We start from the raw sequence: 16,626 nt of genomic DNA, 5'->3' as shown, positions 1-16,626 counted from the left end.
CCTGTTAAATTTAAATGGTTTTAATGATAATTTTTTAGTTGATGTCTTTATATAATGAACACTCTTTTTTATAGGGTGTCTTTAATGATTGAATGGATTTGTAAAACATGTAAAAAGTATAAGCGGTTTAATCCGAATACTTTAAAATTAGGGCAGATTGTTTCCTTTTATCAATATGAGGTGATTGCCGGTAAGCTAAATAGCTTAATCAAAAAGGGCGTGATATTGAGAATAAAGAACAAAATCTTGACCGTACTGGACAATGGTTTAATCCTTTACTTTAAGGATACGCAAGTTTATCCGCTAGATGCACCTGCTCAGCTTGTTTATAAAATATTTGGTGAGTGTAGATGTTTGGGACGCTAATCAATATTGTATAAAAGGAGTCAATAGAAGGAGGACATTTGAATGATAGTATGAAATTCTTGTTTCATTAAAAGATTATAAATAACAAGATTTTAATTCAATAAGAATAAATTAAAAATAGAAGTCTAGATTTTTTACTCAATATCTCATTCCCATCCAAAGCTCTATTTAATGATATTCCTTTGTCAATTCCGTAAATTTTCAAGCTATTTAGATAAAAAATAACAGTGCCTAAGATTTTAAAAATCAACAATAAAATGATGACTTTAAATAATAAAAGACATCATCTGATGCCTTTTATTTTAAAGATTAGATCATTGAAGAGGTTTAGGGCATTTTAATTTGCCGTAGTTTCTCTTCGTGGTAATTCGCTACGTGGTACGCGTGTTAGATCCATCGTCATTTGGGTAAAGGCTGCAGTTTGTCGATGTAACAAATCAAAATCAACAAAATCTACGGTATCAAGACCATAGTTCAGCAAGTACGCTGGTCCTGTGAGATAGTTGATGGTTGGAATACCACCAGCACCCCAGAAATAGTGTCCTTCACCTGGCCAGACCGAATCTTCAGCATAGCTTCCATTTGGATGTAATGGCGGCATGATAAAGGTTGCACCCGCTTTGGCATTGACTGGCCATTGCTTAGATAACTCGACAAGGGCTGGTTGGTTAGAAGTAAATATAGCTCCAAACTCTTTTTTACCCGTTGCAGTGAGCACACCGTTTTCATTTGGAATCCATTCATTGATACCCAAGTGTTCGATCGTGATCGCAGCGTTGATTCGATCCGCAATACCATCATTTTTGTGCTGATCCAGAAAACTACGGATGCCACTGCCTGCAAAGAAATGGCCCGTCGATAGCATGATCATGACACTTCGATCTAAAGACTTTTGAGGTAGGCGGGTCAGATATTGGGCAATATCAATGACTGCATTTGGTCCATTGTCCTCAACGCCATTCGTACCATCGGTATGGCTATTCAATATAACCAGCTCATCGCTTTTTCCAGCAATAGTGCCGATGATATTTTGGGTCGTCACTTCTCTTTCTGTCGCGTTCAGTTTAATTTGAACAGTATGCTTAACATTGGCTTCTTGGCGTAGTTTGACGCCTGTTGCCATATCTACATAAAAACCTGGTAAACCATAAACCTCGGCATAGAACGGTGCATAAATTTGAGCAAGTTCTTTACTGCCTGCATCGTTAGCAATAAATACAATTCCCTTGGCATTAATTGCTTTAAAGCCTTTGAGCAGATTAATGACAGAACCCATGCCATTTGCTGAACGTTTATAGGGATCTGATGGGTTGAGGGTATGATCTGGGTCGTATGTACTTATTGCTCGATTGGCGTAGAAGTTTACAGTGAGTGCGGGAGTTGGAAAATCTAAAAGCACAATTTTATCTGCATACTCGGCCGCCAGACTTTCAATAGAGGTAGCCCCAGTTAATAAGCTTTGTAATTGAGTTGGTGTTAAATATTTAAGTTCAGCAGTGGTGCCTTGAGCGGGTGTAATGCCTGAATAGGGCACATAAGATGCATTCACGGTTTCATATTGGTTGATTCCAGAACTAATCCCTAAATTCCATGAAGTGGGTTCCCAGACTTTAATCTTGATTTCTTCAAGATGTACATCTTTCACACCTGCTTTTTGCAAACGTTTATATAGATCCTGCGTATAAGCCTCATGTGATTCGGAACCTGGTGTACGTAAACCATAGGCATCGAGTTCTTTATGCCAGTCACGCATGAGCTGGGTTGGTAAAAACTGTGTTTCATCAACCTTGACTGCTGCACTTGCTGGCAGGCTTTGAGTCGGCCAATCTTGATCTTTGGAAGGAGAGGTATCCGAAGATGACTGATGATCATTTCCACAACCTGAAATAAACAGTCCCAATAGACAAGCTGAGGCAAATTTGCGATATGAACGTTGATTCATCCTGATGTTCATTTCTTTCTCCATATTGGATGTGCGCTATTTAAAATTTAATTTATTTGTAAAGGATGATGGCTAAGATCTAATAATGAGTTGGCTATTCACCAGACTTATAGATTGCAATCCATTTACGCATCTATATCATTTCCTAATGATAGGCCTACCCAGCATAAGCTTAAATGATAGAAGACAAAATAACGGAAGCAGGACATCTCATTGTGTTTTTAGGGCAAATATAGAGAAGAAAATAGTGTGACTCAAACTAAGCTTGATACATGAGATAGATTTATTTCTTTTTATACATCAACAAATTTTTTTGATATTGCCCAGGTGTATAAGTGGTTAGTGTGCGAAACCAGCTAATAAATGAATGGCTGGTGTTAAAGCCCAAAGATCTAGTAATCGATTCAACTGTATTTTTCTTATCTTGAAGATAATTTTCTGCAAGTTCCAAACGGACTTCATTTAAAAGCTGACTATAGGTTTTACCTTCTTGTTGTAAGTTGCGGCTTAAAGTTCGTTCATTCATTCCTAATTGTACTGCAATCATTTTTCTGGAAGATTTTCCTTGATGAAGCATCAGGCGAATACGCGCCTTAACCTGTTCAATCAAGGTAGTTTTTATTACCATCTGCTCAAGAAGTTTGCGTGCTAATTGCTCGACACTATCATATAGGGCAGCATTCATTGTCTTTAGTGGAAGGTTGAGTGCCTTATCTGACAGAATCAGAGCTGATTCAGGCATGCCGAAGTAGACAGGACATTGAAATGTTTGCTCATAGATGCTTAACAATGCAATATCATTTTTATCGGTCATTTCATGATGAAAGTGCACTGCCAGTAAATTGGGATAACCATTGTCCCTGATCAGCCGTACCAGCATAGACCAGTAGCCCAGATTATATTCTGTTGCACAGCGCACAAAGATCGGATCTTGGGAGTTGCAATCCCAGCCCCAATAGACCAGATTAGATTTTCTTGTTAGCGATATTCTACCGATTCTTCCAATCAATTGCTGGTAGCGCTGCATCATTTCGATGGCATCGCCCAAGGTACCGCTCAGTGGTACTAAATGTCCCAATACGCCGTAAGCTGTAGGGTCGAGCTGTTGTAGCAGTTTGATACTAATTAGAGGATCATGATTGAGCTGGTAGCAATAATTCACCATACGTTCCAGATAGTACAGGGGAATACAGGCATTCGGATCAATCAGTAATTCTTCGTCAAGGCCACTGGCAAGGAGCAAAGCTGAGCGGCTGGTCTGAAACATCGCTGCATTATCTAGAATATGCTTAATTAAACTGACCAGAACAGCACTATCGACTGCTAGTTCTTGCGAGGATAAATTCATTTCCATTGAGCCCTGCAATATATGAATCTATAGTATCTTTTTAGTATAACGATGCCTATGTATCTTCAACAACCTCAAAACAGCCCCTTCATTTTTCCTGTAAGTCAGAGAATCCGCACGGTGAAATTGATTTAAGTCTATGTATTTAAACTCTCTATATCAAAATCAAATCGAGTAAGTTTGTTACGCAGTAATGGCATCGCAAAATCCAGAAAGAGTTTGGTGACGAGTAAAACATTCTGTCGTGTGGGAAGCAGTGCATTCATTAAAGAATCAGGGGATGACCAGGGCGAGTGAGTGCTAAAGACTTCAATAAACTCTTTCTCCTTTAACTCATCAATACATAAATAATGTGGAAGAACGGCAATCCCCATTCCATTTTTAACAGCAGACTTTATAACAGACATATTTCCGCAGCTTAAATAGGGTTCAAGTTGCACGTTCAATACATCACCATTTTTGTGGACAAAGTCCTTTAATACATAATTTTCATGAATCCCTAGTGTTATATAGTTGAAGGCTGTCAGTTCACTCGGATGTTCTACTTGGACTTTACCGTTGTTATAGTTTTTACTTGCGACCAGTATCATCGGAATCGCGCAGACTGGACGTACAATTAAACTCGAGTCTTCCAGCGCTTTGGAAGTAATGCGAAAAACCAGATCAACCTTGGAACTGATCAGATCGATATTACTGTCTGCGACATGGATAATGACACGTATTTGAGGATATTCCTGCATGAACAAGCCCAGAATTGGAACAACCGCTTCTTGAGCAAGCGTTGAAGAGCAACCGATTCTTAATGTGCCTTGAGGTGTGCTGGAAAGGTCTGAGGCGACAGAAAAAGCATTGCGTGCGGCTTGTCTAAGTTCTACAGCATGGTGATAGACTTGTTCACCTGCTGGCGTCAAGACCACATTTCGGGTGTTTCGATGTAACAAACGAATGCCCATTCTATTTTCAAGATCAGCAATATGTCGACTTAATTTAGAGCGTTGTATGCCTAAGCTACGCGCGGCTGCTGAAAAGCCTGCGTGTTCTACAACTTCAGTAAATAATAAAAGATCGTCGAGTTTTTCCATTCGCCCTATAAATCATTGTTGCTATTTTTAGAACAGTATATTGTGATTTTTATGAGTTCTGTCAATTTCTTTAAGTTGCTAAATTATTTAAAGGTATATCGATGGGATTTTTATAAATGAGTATATATAAAAATCAACTGATGCGTAAGAGACTGACAAATAAAGTTTTTATGTTTCTTTTGATGTCATGTGCATTCACTTCAGTTGCTGCCCATGATAATGGCAAAACTTTTGATCAGTCTGCATATCAGAATCGACCCGTGCTGGCGGATTTTACTGCGGCTGCATGTCCAGATAATCCTCGTGCTTTAACACAGGTCAAGGGCAATCTTTATCGTCATACCACAGGTGCTGGTCTAGCGGTGCATAGTGGTTTTGTCTTGATCACCAAAGAAGGTGCATTGGTAATCGATCCAGCAATGACATGTACGTCTACCTGGTTAAAAGATGAGATCAAGAGTCGCTTTAATGTACCTGTGAAATATGTGGTATATACCCATGCCCATGCGGATCATATCAGTGGCGGTCAAGTCTTTAAAAATGCCGGTGCAACCATCATTGCAAATCAACGTGCGGTTGAACCTATTGTCGGAGAGAAATTACCGACTGCATTACCCGATAAAGTTTTTGATCAGGATATGAAAATCACATTAGGAGGTGAGGAAGTCTTACTACATTATGTTGCACCTAGCCATTCCGACAGTATGGTGATGGTTCTTTTCCCAAAATATAAAGCGTTGCAATGTACGGATGTCTGCGAAAGTAAGAGCATGCCTTACAATGATTTTTTAGATTTTTATTACACAGGCTGGATTGATACGTTGAATTGGGTAATCAATCAGGATGTGGATATTATTGATGTTGGGCATTATACGCCCGCCACACGTGCAGATCAGATTGCACTCCGTCATTACATTATCGATTTACATCAACAAGTTTTAGATTTGGTACGTGCAGGACAGTCATGGGATCAACTCTATCGAAACGTAAAATTTAGTCCTGAAGTACAAAGCTGGACAGGTTTTAGTACGATGAAAATACCAAATATTCAGGGAATGTATCGTTGGGTGACTAACCATCGAAGAGGCAACTGGTAATTACCATCCTCATTCATAGGAAGATGTATCCAATCACGGATTCTAATCTTATTTAAGTGCACCATTATCTTGAAGATAACGAATTTTCATGTGCTTTCTTACGTTTTCAATAAGGAAGTCGTGAAGAATATCCGAAATTTTCATAAGCAATTAATGAGTATTAAAGTGTTAGAGATTAAAGATTTAGAAACCTTCATCAATGTTGTCGAGAGTTCTTCTTTGGCAGATACGTCTAAAGAGTTGAACGTGAATCAATCCACGATCACCAAGCGTATCAATCAGCTTGAAGAGAAAGTGCAAGGAGAACTATTTAATCGAAGAAGTCGACCGTTACGATTAACACAACTGGGAGAGAAGGTTTATTTTAAGGCGCGTTATATTCTTGGACAACTTGAAAAGCTGGAAAGTGTATATGAACAGGAAATCGGACTGTCTAAGGAAAAAGTAAAAGTCGGTATTTCAATTACCTTGATGGATGGTCTGTCTGAGTATCTATATGAAAAGTATAAATTTGCTCAATCTTCTACAGAGTTTGATATTTATGGGGGCAGAGCGCAAAGCCTGATCCAGCAGGTGCAAAATAAGGAGTTGGAGCTGGCGATTGTCATGTTGCCATCCAATTTCAAGTTGCCAGCGCATTTATCTTTTTCAAATATTGGTGCAGTACCGTTGGTCATCGTGTCTAAAAATGTAGGCGTTAAACAATATAGCGATTTAGAGAGTTGCTGCAAAAAAGGGTGGGTCATGCCGCCTGAGGGATGTTACTTAAGAGAACTTTTAAATAATGTCTTACAAGAAAAACAGTTAAGTTTTGATGTGAATAAAGAAGCCTTTGGAATAGATTTTTTATTGGACAGTATTTTAAATGATGAAGGTTTAAGTATATTACCAAAACCATTTTTTGATCATTATATGAAGTCTAACAATGATTTAGAGGCTGTTCTGGTAGAGGATTTTAAGGTAAACCTGAATCTGGGCGTTATTTACTCAGATAAGAAATATCTGGATAAGGTGAGTTATTTCTCAAAAATCTTGAAGCAAATCTACTTTCGTGAAAAACCCTATAATTAATATTTAAGCTACCTTGCAAAGTAACTGATAGACTTACTCTAAGTCTATTATTTGCTTAGCGTTTTCTCTAGAAATAATAAAATGAATAAAGCCAATTCTATTAAAAAATGTGTAGGTGGTTGCAAAACTCTCGTATTACTTACATGTAAGGTGGGAATCTTTACAATTAAAAAATAGTTTTCATCTCAAAATAAGAATAACAGCTTGCACCTAAAGGAAATAGAAATGCCTCAATATTTAAGAATTTCTGAGAATATTTATCGGAAATTTAAGGAAAATGATAGATTTACGGACAATAAACAAGATTGTCTGAATCTCATCATTAAACAAATCCGTAAAGAACTTGTCGATACAGATCTGAAGCTAATTTATAACTATATTGATTTTGTTGACGGATTTGAGCAGCCACTCAAAGATCGACGAATGACTTTGGATATCAGTTTAATCCCGAGCTACAAGCATAAAGATGAATTTGTGTTGTGGCTTGCAGGTTTTATTGAAAAAATTACGGAAGGTGGAGTAAAACGCTTAGCGCCCATCCAAGCCAATATTCCGCCTGAATTTACCTTCCAGAGCGATCCAAATGTCGTTTTAGATATACGAAATGAACATAGTGGCGAAAGAATTATCTCTTATTTTAGGAGTGATGACTTCGCGGAAGAAATCAAGAATATCTGATTTGATTGAATAAGCAGCGGATCTCTTTAGTAGATAAATGAGATCGTTATGCTTTTTGCTGTAAATATTATAAAAATCATGGCTTGAACCACGATGAATAATACAAAAGCTTGCTGAATAAGTTATTTTTCGTCGAATCAGATTGAAAGATAGGGGAAGGCCTTAGGTTAAGATTAAGCTAAATTTTATGCCAATTGATACAACATAACATGATAATATTCATCACTAAAATTAAAAATTATTGGGGCTTGAGAATGAAAAAGACACTATGTTCTGTGGTTATTTTTATTATATCAACAGTGACTTTTGCTGCTGATGCATCTGCAAAGTTACAGAATTTAGAGCCTGTTCCGGCTGCACCGATCTCTACGGACAAAAGTAAAAAATCGCTTATTAAACAATCTGTGAAAAAAGCCAATATTAATGAGGAAGTGGATACACAAGCCTTAAAGTTAGGCGGTATTCATCGTAGAGAGGATGCGCGGGAATATCTTGAGCTCAGAAATGATGTGGAAAAAGAACCGCAGCAACAGCCGCTAGAAAAAGCCAAAGTGAAAAATACTACGGAGGAAGTGGCAAGCAAATAGCCGTTGCTCAAGTATCAAAGGGATTTGATCAAGCAAGTTTGGATCTAATATTTGAGGCTTCAAAACGCGATAAAGCGAAATATCGATATCGAAGTGATTACATTGTGCTTGGAATTATTTTGAAACGTTTCCTCCCTTCATTGTAACCCGATGGTTAATTCAATATTAACAAAAACCATGATTTTAGAGTGAATTTCAATGACTTAGCACTTTTAAGAATAAAACTATAATACTTATAACTCTTGTTACAACCATTTGATCGACAATTTATAGAAAATTTCCCATAGTCCTATGAACAAGATTATTGGGAGAACTGTTATGGATAAGATTACAGTCATCGTAAAAGATCAAGAAGAAAATGAGTCTATTGTCGTGGCCCAGTTAAATGACCTCGAAGATCAGGATATTCCGTTTTTTAAACGTGTCGAACATATCGAAGTCGAAGGGCATATTATTCATCCAAATATAGATTGGCTGTTTGAAAGTGAAGCAGATGGAAAAATCTATAAACTCGTTGCGCCTGTGGACGATAAAAGATTCGTTTAAATTTAATAAAGTTCCATTTCTGTTATAGAAAACCCACTTAGCATTAAAATAAGTGGGTTCTGTTGTTGCCGATCATAAAAAAATATCGTTTTCTTCAACAATTATTTTTATTCTATCAATATCTCGGGCACTGCACGGGAGATGATTTAAAGAGCTGGCGGGTTGACGTGCGGAGTCCAAGCTCTTTCTAAATCAAATATCATTTTCAGGGTGTTCTTGATCAAGTAATTGGGTTGAGGCCTTTCACGATATCATTAAATTCTGAACCATTTAACCAGAAGGATTTCTTGAGGAAAAGTGTGGTCATAATACTCTCGGCACTTTCACTGTCTGGACTTTCACAAAAGAGCCCATAGCTATTGCCAAGTACGGTATTGTTTTCAATCAGACGAATAAAATATGCATGTTGTTCGTCTGCATAACCTAAAATAGCATCACGTTGATTGTTCATTTTTCATGTCTCCACATCAAAAATATTTGAATAAAACCTAACTGCTGAAAGATCAGAAATATTTATGAATCAGATCAATAACTTACTCTTTTAAACAACCGTTGAAAAATCATAAGTTATTCATTTAAATCATTAATTTGCTTTGTTTCACATCCTTGTCTAAGTTAAACAAGCCAAAATCTGATCTATGGGATTTATTGTTATGCAAAATTAATTAGCCGTCAACTTGAATTTGTAACTTTTTCAAGTTAAATTATTTAAACGCATTTTAGACTTGGGTAAGGGGGGGGATATGACCAAAAAAACGGAATTTGAACATGGCGGTGCCAGAGCTAATGCTGGACGAAAGGCCCAGTTCAGTGAACCAACAAAAGTGATTCGTGTACCTGAGTCTCAAGTTGATTTCATCAAAAACTGGTTACGGAATAATGTCAAAACAGGCTCACGTTCTGATTTGACCTCCTCATTGAAAATACAAAATGTACAAGCCAATAATGATCGACTTTACCATATTCCGCTTGCAACGGAACGTGTTGCAGCGGGTTTTCCATCGCCTGCTCAGGATCATATTGAACAAGCACTGGATTTAAATCAGTTTTTAATTCGTAATGAAAACTCTACTTTTATCGTCAAGGCAAATTCGCTTTCAATGCTGGATGCGGGCATTGATATTGATGATCCTCTCGTGGTGGATCGCAGTTTATCTGCCAAATCGGGTGATATCGTTATCGCCTTAATTGACAATGACTTTACCGTAAAACGTTTAATGATTGATCATCATTTCAATCCACCAAAAGTCTGGTTAAAAGCCGAGAATCCTGATTATCAGGATATTTATATTAGCGAAGGCCAAGAGCTACTGATCTGGGGCGTTGTGACTTACAACCTGAAACCGATGAGATAAGCCGATGAGTCTGCCACAGCGTATTTTTGCCTTGATTGATGTGAATAACTGCTATGTTAGTTGTGAGCGCGTGTTCAATCCAAAGTTAGAAAATCGTCCTGTGGTGGTGCTGTCCAATAACGATGGTTGTGTAGTTTCTCGTTCTTATGAAGCCAAAAAACTCGGTATCAAAATGGCTGCACCCGTATTTCAGATTGAGGACATTATCCGGCAACATCAGGTTGAGGTGTTTTCCAGTAATTATGCCTTATATGCGGAAATGTCACGCCGTTTCATGAATATATTGGGGAATTTCGTCGATCCTTGTGAGCAGGAAATTTATTCGATAGATGAAAGTTTTCTGGAATTGACGGCCTATCAACATTGTTATGATTTAAGTGAATATGCCCAACAGATTATAGACACAATCAAAAAATGGTTGGGTATTCCATGTTGTATTGGTATTGGCTATTCCAAAACGCAGGCGAAACTTGCCAATAATTTAGCCAAGAATCATGCCAGTTTTAACGGTGTCTGTAATATGGTGGATGAAGATCCCTGTGTGATTGAGAGCTTGCTGGGAAACATGCCTGCTGGTGAAGTTTGGGGCGTGGGTCGCAAGATTCGGCAACGTCTGGAAAAAATGAATATCTACTCGGTTATGGATTTGATACAAGCTGATCCCAAAATGATGGGAAAGTATTTTTCAGTGCTGATGGAAAATACGGTGAAAGAATTACAGGGGATGGCCTGTCTGGAAATTGAAGATGTGATTGCTGATCGTCAGCAAGTATTGAGTAGCCGTTCTTTTGGGCAGCCCATTGAAGATAAGAATAGCCTAAGTGGAGCTTTAACTGAATTTACCTTACGTGCGGTAGAGCGGCTGAGGCAACAGAACTTACTCTGTAAAGCGGTCGGGGTGAGTATCCGTACCAATCGCTTTAATAAAGAAAATTACTATCGTCCGTTTACGGTGGTGTATCTAACTGACTATAGTGATGATCGCCTTGAGATCATGAAAGCCGTGCAACAAGGTCTGGACCGTATTTATCAGGCAGGACACCGCTATAAAAAAGCCGAAGTGATTTTACTGGATATTATTCCGCAACGTAGTCACGCAGTTGATCTTTTCCACGATACGGATGAGCTGATCGCCAGACGTAACCTTTCACTGGCCTTTGATGAAATCAATAAGAAATTTGGTCGGGATGCCATGACGTTAGGTCGATTAATTACCCCGCATGGACGGACATGGAGTATGACCCAGAATCATAAATCTCCCAGTTATTTGACCAAGTGGGATGAAGTTTTGAGAGTTTTATAATATTTTTAATCGTAATCGGTATTACCAAATCCTTATATACTCTTTGCCCCCAGCTTGATTAAGCTGAAAGTGATATCACGCAACGCACATTTCATAAATTAAAGTGCTTTAATATCAAATGATTGGTTCTGATTTAACGTTTTATTGGGATAGACACCTTGTATGGCGATTTCTGTAGAAAGACATATACCAACCGAGCAACTGGTTAACGCAATTGCACGTTTTACAGAGGTGCAGGGCGATCATGTCTCGGACATTCCACAGCTTTCATTTCATAGTCGCAAACATCCGACAGACAGTGCGCATTGTATTTATAATCTAGGCATTGGCATAATTTTGCAGGGGCAGAAACAAGTCGTTATTGGGGATCAGGTTTATCAATGCTCAGAAGGGCAAAGTATGCTGACCACGATTGATCTGCCCGTTACTTCCCATATTGTTCAGGCTTCACCGCAGAAGCCCTTTTTAGCCGTTTTACTGTTACTTGATTTACAAATGGTGAATCAGGTCATTGCGGATATGCCTCAAGAGGTATGGAGGGAATCAGACCAGAATCATCCTTCATTTTCCGTGGAGGCGGTCGATGCACCTTTGGTGGATGCATTTTTGCGATTGGTGAAAGTGCTAGATGAACCTGTGATGATTCCTCATCTGGTTCCCCTGATTCAGAAAGAAATTATTGTACGGGTACTGAATGGCCCGCATGGAATCTATTTGCGGCAATTGGTGAAATCAGGTTCGGCACATCATAAAATCCATCAGGTGGTGAGCTGGCTCAAACATAACTATGAACAACCTATGCGTATGGATGATTTGGCGGATAAAGCGTTTATGAGTCCTTCGACTTTCAGGCAGCACTTTCGTGCTGTGACTGGCATGAGTCCCTTACAATATCAAAAGCAGCTACGTTTACAGGAAGCCCGACATTTGATGTTTAATCAGAATGTTGATGCAGGACGGGCAGCGGGGCTGGTTGGTTATGAAAGTGCTTCACAATTTAGCCGTGAATATAGTCGCTTGTTTGGTGAGTCGCCCCAGCGTGATATTCAACGGATGCGACAAGGCTTATAGCTATTTAATATAGGATAGGCCCTGTAACTTGAGAGATTTAAGTGGATAGGTTTTACAATGGATGAGTGCGATCAGATATCAGAACGAGTCAGAGGTTTAGCGCATAGAGTCGATGGGCTGGTTCAAATCGAAGATTTCCAGACGGAAATTTCAGGATTCTCTTTGCATCGCCGTACCACCAAGCAATCCATTCATTGTATCTATGGACTTGGGTTAGGTATTGTGTTGCAGGGACAAAAAGAGGTGCTTATCCGCGATAAAGTGTATCGTTATGGTGCTGGTCAAACGATGCTCACTACGATTGATTTGCCCGCCATTAGTCGCGTTACCCAAGCCTCTTATCATGAACCGTTTTTAGGAATGATGCTCGCACTGGATCTGAATCTGATTATTGAAACAGTGCAGGCATTGGATGAAAGGATAGAGCTCAAAAATTTTCCTGCATTTTCCATTGAATCTATGGATCATGGATTGGTTGATGCGTTAACGCGTCTAGTCGGACTGATCGAGCAACCGACACTGGTTGAGCAACTCGCTCCACTGATCAAGCAAGAAATTATTATCCGTTTACTGGTTGGCGAACATGGGCGTTATTTGCGGAATCTGGTGAAAGCAAAGGCTTCAGATCAGAATATTTTTAGTGTAATCCAGTGGTTAAGAAATAACTTTCTTCAAGAAAACTGTATAGAAACTGCTTTCGAACAGGCAAATATCAGTGCAGCGACATTGAGAAATCATTTTAAGCAAGTGACGGGGATGACACCGTTGCAATATCAAAAACAATTGAGATTGCAGGAGGCTCGAAAGCTGGTTTTATCGCAAGCCATGAATGTGCAGCAAATTGCTGATCTGGTTGGCTATGAGAGTCAGTCACAATTTACGCGTGAATATTCACGATTGTTCGGCAACAGTCCTCGTCAAGATTTACAGCATTAAATCCTCAAAATAGGCAAATAATCTTCAAGAATAGGCAACTTTGATTTGTAGCAAGTCTCTAAACTGATCACATCAGCAAAGACTTCTTTGTTTACTATTTCCGACATTCAAGAGGTGATGAAATGGAAGCAGTTAAAATCAAAAATACCTATTGGGATATTGCCGCAGATCTATATTTTCCCCCTGCATTTGATCAAAACAAAAAATACCCAGCCATTATCAGTGCACATCCAATTGGCAGTTGCAAAGAACAAACCTCAGGCAATGTGTATGGTGAAGCCCTTGCCAAAGCTGGTTTTGTGGTGATTGCATTTGATGCAAGCTTTCAGGGCGAAAGTGGTGGAGAGCCGCGCTATATTGAAGATCCATCGCTACGTGTTGAAGACTTTCGCGTTGTGGTTGATTATCTGGTTACACTGGACTATATCGATGAAAACCGAATTGGTGTCTTAGGCATCTGTGGTGGTGGGGGTTACTCGATCAATGCCGCTATGACCGAACGCCGTATTAAAGCAGTAGGAACGATTACGGGCGCAAATTATGGTCGTGTTATGCGTGAAGCCAGCGCTGGTAATCCGATTGCATTTTTAGAAGCTATTGCAGCACAAAGAACGGCTGAGGCCAGAGGCGCAGCGCTTAGAGTCGATCAGGGTCTCTATCCAACGGTAGAAGCTGCAAAAGCCGATCATGCCGATATTGATCCTTTAGAAGCAACTGAATATTACCGTACGGCACGTGGTGAAAAACCGAATGGCGTAAATAAAACATTGTTCTCTCATAATGCGGTTGCTGTCGGCTGGGATGCATTCCATCTGGCAGAAATTTTATTAACTCAACCTTTGATGGTTGTGGTGGGAAGTAAGCCAGGTGGTTTTGGTGCATATCGTGATGGTTTTGAAATTATCAATCGTGCGGCATCGACCAATAAAGAACTGGTTGTGGTTGAAGGTTGGTCGCATTACGACTTATATGACAAGCCTGAACCCGTCAAGATTGCGCTAGATAAGCTGATTCCATTCTATCAGGCCAATCTTTAATTCTGATTTTTGATTTTATTCTCGCTATTTGGAGTTGGTCAGGTTGCTGGCCAACTTACTACTTCTGAAAAATCCCCAATTCAATATGAATAATGGTGTCCTCCGTGAATTCTAAATTATTCCAGCCCTTTCAACTAACTTCAGCATTGAGTTTGCGTAATCGAATCGTTATGGCACCGATGACCACATGGTCGGCAAATGATGATGGTACTATTTCAACTCAGGAGCTTGAATACATGCGTGAGCGTGTTAAAGGCGTGGGCTTAGTGATTACAGGTTGTACGCATGTACAGGAGAGCGGACTTGGGTTTACCCGTGAATTTGCTGGTTTTGATGATCGGTTCACACGAAGTCTGGCGCAATTGGCCCAGGCGGCTAAAAGTGGTGGTGCACCCGCAATCTTGCAGATTTTTCATGCAGGCATCAAAGCCATTCCTGACCTGATTCCTGAGGCCGATATTGTGAGCGCCAGTGCTGTCGCCATTAGCGCAGGTCCATTTAAAGATCAGCAGCTTGCTAGTCGCGCATTGTCGCATGATGAAATTTTACAGTTAATCCGTGCTTTTGGTGAGGCGACGCGTCGGGCGATAGAGGCTGGATTTGATGGCGTTGAACTGCATGGTGCGCATGGCTTTATGATTCAGAATTTCTTTTCGCCTTTGTATAACCAGCGTCACGATGCATGGGGTGGTTCATTAGAGAAGCGGATGGCGTTTCCGCTAGCCGTTGTACGGGAAGTAAAGCGCGTTATTCGGGAACATGCGCAACATTCTTTCGTCTTGGGATATCGTATTTCTGTTGAGGAATATGAGGACAGCGGTTTAGAGATTGCCGATAGTCTGGCGCTGATCGATCAGTTAATTGCAGATGGTGTTGATTATTTGCATGTGTCATTAACCGATGTGTTACACGCTGTTCCTAAACACAATCTTGAGCAGCAGTTGACCATTCAACAGGTCTTGCAACGCGTTGCGAATCGTATTCCTGTGATTGCCGCAGGTTTGTTACGTACACCGCAGCAGGCCGAACAGGCTTTGGATTTAGGTTTACCACTCATTGCCATTGGTAAAGCATTAGTCATGAATCCGAACTGGGTTGAGCTGGTCCAGCAGGGGCGATACGACGAAATTACGGTGGAACTCAATCCTGCTGATGTCCCTTATTTGAGTATTCCAGATCATTTATGGCAGGAAATACAGGTACGAGAAGGTTGGTTCAAGCTCTATCAGGCTAAAGCAAAGCAAGCTTGAGGCGTGTTTAGGTGGAGGCAGGAGAGTATGATGTTTCATGAAGATAAGAATGAGGTGATGACGGCTTTAGTGCAGACCGTTAACCAGCTCATTACAGCGGATGGTGATCATCAAACTGCGATTCCTGCCTTGTCCTTGCATCGCCGTTCTGAACCAGAAGCGACTCATTGTATTTACCAGCTCGGATTAGGCATGGTGTTACAGGGTGAGAAACAAATCATTGTGGGACAGCAGATTCTGACCTATACCGCTGGACAGTCGATGTTGACCACAATTGATATTCCTGTGATTAGTCATACACGAAATAGTATAAAACATCAGCCTTTTCTTGGGTTGATGTTACAGCTGGATCTACAACTGATTCGGGAAATGGTTGCCGAGATGGGACAGGGAAAGCTGAATGAACAGGTTTATCCTTCATTTGGTGTTCAAACGATTGATTATGCATTACTTGAGACCATTCAGCGCTTAGTGAATTTGTTGAATGAGCCTGTTCTATTGCCACAGCTTTATCCAATCTTGCAACAAGAGATTATGATCCGTTTGCTCACTGGGGTTAATGCTATTTATTTACGCCAGTTGATCAAGACAGGTTCCGTCAGTCAGAAGATTGCCAAGGCTGTGACATGGTTAAAGCAGAATTTTGTGCAGGCAGTTCGGATGGATGATCTAGCAGAGCAGGCTTATATGAGTCCTTCCACGTTTAGACAGCATTTCCGTGAAATTACAGGAATGAGTCCGTTACAGTATCAAAAGCAATTGCGCTTACAAGAAGCACGGCATTTGATGTTGAATCAACATCTGGACGTTGGACATGCTGCTGGATTGGTCGGTTATGAAAGTGCCTCGCAATTTAGTCGTGAATATTCACGATTGTTTGGTAATGCACCGCAAAGAGATATTCAGGACTTACAACTGATTTAAAGAGTTTAATGCTTGAGAAGATGAGGGGCCAGC

General features: G+C 39.9%; 17 protein-coding genes. 13 read left to right on the top strand and 4 right to left on the bottom strand.

Annotated elements, in window-relative coordinates; all coding sequences use genetic code 11:
• Positions 1-84: 84 nt before the first annotated feature.
• Positions 85-366, top strand: coding sequence for a hypothetical protein (locus A9Z07_RS13700; RefSeq protein WP_004770553.1), 282 nt, complete (start codon positions 85-87; stop codon positions 364-366).
• A gap of 337 nt (positions 367-703) precedes the next feature.
• Here the strand turns inward: A9Z07_RS13700 and A9Z07_RS13695 are convergent, their stop codons facing one another.
• The 3 genes from A9Z07_RS13695 to A9Z07_RS13685 all read right to left on the bottom strand — a co-directional run bounded on the left by A9Z07_RS13695 (position 704) and on the right by A9Z07_RS13685 (position 4,738).
• Complete coding sequence (locus A9Z07_RS13695; protein ID WP_081406434.1) at positions 704-2,308, bottom strand: M28 family peptidase; 1,605 nt, start codon at positions 2,306-2,308, stop codon at positions 704-706.
• A gap of 283 nt (positions 2,309-2,591) precedes the next feature.
• The gene (locus A9Z07_RS13690) at positions 2,592-3,662 is read right to left on the bottom strand and encodes an AraC family transcriptional regulator (RefSeq protein WP_069579383.1); all 1,071 of its coding nucleotides are present in this window, start codon (positions 3,660-3,662) and stop codon (positions 2,592-2,594) included.
• A 131-nt stretch (positions 3,663-3,793) separates the two neighbouring features.
• Entirely contained in the window at positions 3,794-4,738 is a 945-nt protein-coding gene (locus A9Z07_RS13685; RefSeq protein WP_069579381.1) for a LysR family transcriptional regulator, read from the bottom strand.
• Between the two features lie 116 nt (positions 4,739-4,854).
• Between A9Z07_RS13685 and A9Z07_RS13680 the strand changes: the two genes are divergently transcribed.
• From A9Z07_RS13680 to A9Z07_RS13660, 5 genes are all read left to right on the top strand, one after another.
• The gene (locus A9Z07_RS13680; protein WP_069579379.1) at positions 4,855-5,835 is read left to right on the top strand and encodes an MBL fold metallo-hydrolase; all 981 of its coding nucleotides are present in this window, start codon (positions 4,855-4,857) and stop codon (positions 5,833-5,835) included.
• A gap of 153 nt (positions 5,836-5,988) precedes the next feature.
• The gene (locus tag A9Z07_RS13675) at positions 5,989-6,906 is read left to right on the top strand and encodes a LysR family transcriptional regulator (RefSeq protein WP_069579387.1); all 918 of its coding nucleotides are present in this window, start codon (positions 5,989-5,991) and stop codon (positions 6,904-6,906) included.
• A gap of 225 nt (positions 6,907-7,131) precedes the next feature.
• The gene (locus A9Z07_RS13670; protein ID WP_069579376.1) at positions 7,132-7,584 is read left to right on the top strand and encodes a hypothetical protein; all 453 of its coding nucleotides are present in this window, start codon (positions 7,132-7,134) and stop codon (positions 7,582-7,584) included.
• A 254-nt stretch (positions 7,585-7,838) separates the two neighbouring features.
• Complete coding sequence (locus A9Z07_RS13665) at positions 7,839-8,171, top strand: hypothetical protein (protein ID WP_069579375.1); 333 nt, start codon at positions 7,839-7,841, stop codon at positions 8,169-8,171.
• 318 nt (positions 8,172-8,489) lie between these two features.
• Positions 8,490-8,717, top strand: coding sequence for a hypothetical protein (locus tag A9Z07_RS13660; protein ID WP_004770538.1), 228 nt, complete (start codon positions 8,490-8,492; stop codon positions 8,715-8,717).
• Between the two features lie 220 nt (positions 8,718-8,937).
• On the opposite strand, the gene A9Z07_RS13655 is transcribed toward A9Z07_RS13660, so the two are convergent.
• The gene (locus A9Z07_RS13655) at positions 8,938-9,168 is read right to left on the bottom strand and encodes a hypothetical protein (RefSeq protein WP_004770535.1); all 231 of its coding nucleotides are present in this window, start codon (positions 9,166-9,168) and stop codon (positions 8,938-8,940) included.
• 292 nt (positions 9,169-9,460) lie between these two features.
• Between A9Z07_RS13655 and A9Z07_RS13650 the strand changes: the two genes are divergently transcribed.
• The 7 genes from A9Z07_RS13650 (at position 9,461) to A9Z07_RS13620 (ending at position 16,593) form a co-directional block, all read left to right on the top strand.
• Positions 9,461-10,072 (top strand): LexA family protein, encoded by a 612-nt coding sequence (locus A9Z07_RS13650; RefSeq protein WP_004770534.1) that lies wholly within the window; start codon positions 9,461-9,463, stop codon positions 10,070-10,072.
• Positions 10,073-10,076: 4 nt separating this feature from the next.
• The gene (locus A9Z07_RS13645; protein ID WP_069579370.1) at positions 10,077-11,375 is read left to right on the top strand and encodes a Y-family DNA polymerase; all 1,299 of its coding nucleotides are present in this window, start codon (positions 10,077-10,079) and stop codon (positions 11,373-11,375) included.
• Positions 11,376-11,537: 162 nt separating this feature from the next.
• Positions 11,538-12,446, top strand: a complete 909-nt coding sequence (locus A9Z07_RS13640; RefSeq protein WP_069579367.1) for an AraC family transcriptional regulator — start codon at positions 11,538-11,540, stop codon at positions 12,444-12,446.
• 57 nt (positions 12,447-12,503) lie between these two features.
• Positions 12,504-13,382: an AraC family transcriptional regulator gene (locus tag A9Z07_RS13635; RefSeq protein WP_069579364.1), complete on the top strand. Its 879-nt coding sequence runs from the start codon at positions 12,504-12,506 to the stop codon at positions 13,380-13,382.
• 122 nt (positions 13,383-13,504) lie between these two features.
• Positions 13,505-14,419: an alpha/beta hydrolase gene (locus A9Z07_RS13630; protein WP_004770527.1), complete on the top strand. Its 915-nt coding sequence runs from the start codon at positions 13,505-13,507 to the stop codon at positions 14,417-14,419.
• Between the two features lie 92 nt (positions 14,420-14,511).
• Entirely contained in the window at positions 14,512-15,669 is a 1,158-nt protein-coding gene (locus A9Z07_RS13625) for an NADH-dependent flavin oxidoreductase (protein ID WP_081406432.1), read from the top strand.
• A 27-nt stretch (positions 15,670-15,696) separates the two neighbouring features.
• Complete coding sequence (locus A9Z07_RS13620; protein ID WP_069579361.1) at positions 15,697-16,593, top strand: AraC family transcriptional regulator; 897 nt, start codon at positions 15,697-15,699, stop codon at positions 16,591-16,593.
• The last annotated feature ends 33 nt before the right edge of the window (positions 16,594-16,626 follow it).

This window comes from Acinetobacter sp. YK3 (assembly GCF_001729365.1).
GTDB lineage: Bacteria > Pseudomonadota > Gammaproteobacteria > Pseudomonadales > Moraxellaceae > Acinetobacter > Acinetobacter vivianii.
This window is presented reverse-complemented; position numbering and strand designations above follow the sequence as displayed.

Coding starts and splice junctions, on each gene's coding strand:
- A9Z07_RS13660 (WP_004770538.1), top strand. CDS start 8,490: ATGGATAAGATTACAGTCATCGTAAAAGATCAAGAAGAAAATGAGTCT.
- A9Z07_RS13675 (WP_069579387.1), top strand. CDS start 5,989: ATGAGTATTAAAGTGTTAGAGATTAAAGATTTAGAAACCTTCATCAAT.
- A9Z07_RS13665 (WP_069579375.1), top strand. CDS start 7,839: ATGAAAAAGACACTATGTTCTGTGGTTATTTTTATTATATCAACAGTG.
- A9Z07_RS13680 (WP_069579379.1), top strand. CDS start 4,855: ATGAGTATATATAAAAATCAACTGATGCGTAAGAGACTGACAAATAAA.
- A9Z07_RS13655 (WP_004770535.1), bottom strand. CDS start 9,168: ATGAACAATCAACGTGATGCTATTTTAGGTTATGCAGACGAACAACAT.
- A9Z07_RS13685 (WP_069579381.1), bottom strand. CDS start 4,738: ATGGAAAAACTCGACGATCTTTTATTATTTACTGAAGTTGTAGAACAC.
- A9Z07_RS13625 (WP_081406432.1), top strand. CDS start 14,512: ATGGTGTCCTCCGTGAATTCTAAATTATTCCAGCCCTTTCAACTAACT.
- A9Z07_RS13670 (WP_069579376.1), top strand. CDS start 7,132: ATGCCTCAATATTTAAGAATTTCTGAGAATATTTATCGGAAATTTAAG.
- A9Z07_RS13640 (WP_069579367.1), top strand. CDS start 11,538: ATGGCGATTTCTGTAGAAAGACATATACCAACCGAGCAACTGGTTAAC.
- A9Z07_RS13695 (WP_081406434.1), bottom strand. CDS start 2,308: ATGAATCAACGTTCATATCGCAAATTTGCCTCAGCTTGTCTATTGGGA.
- A9Z07_RS13620 (WP_069579361.1), top strand. CDS start 15,697: ATGATGTTTCATGAAGATAAGAATGAGGTGATGACGGCTTTAGTGCAG.
- A9Z07_RS13650 (WP_004770534.1), top strand. CDS start 9,461: ATGACCAAAAAAACGGAATTTGAACATGGCGGTGCCAGAGCTAATGCT.
- A9Z07_RS13690 (WP_069579383.1), bottom strand. CDS start 3,662: ATGGAAATGAATTTATCCTCGCAAGAACTAGCAGTCGATAGTGCTGTT.
- A9Z07_RS13630 (WP_004770527.1), top strand. CDS start 13,505: ATGGAAGCAGTTAAAATCAAAAATACCTATTGGGATATTGCCGCAGAT.
- A9Z07_RS13635 (WP_069579364.1), top strand. CDS start 12,504: ATGGATGAGTGCGATCAGATATCAGAACGAGTCAGAGGTTTAGCGCAT.
- A9Z07_RS13700 (WP_004770553.1), top strand. CDS start 85: ATGATTGAATGGATTTGTAAAACATGTAAAAAGTATAAGCGGTTTAAT.
- A9Z07_RS13645 (WP_069579370.1), top strand. CDS start 10,077: ATGAGTCTGCCACAGCGTATTTTTGCCTTGATTGATGTGAATAACTGC.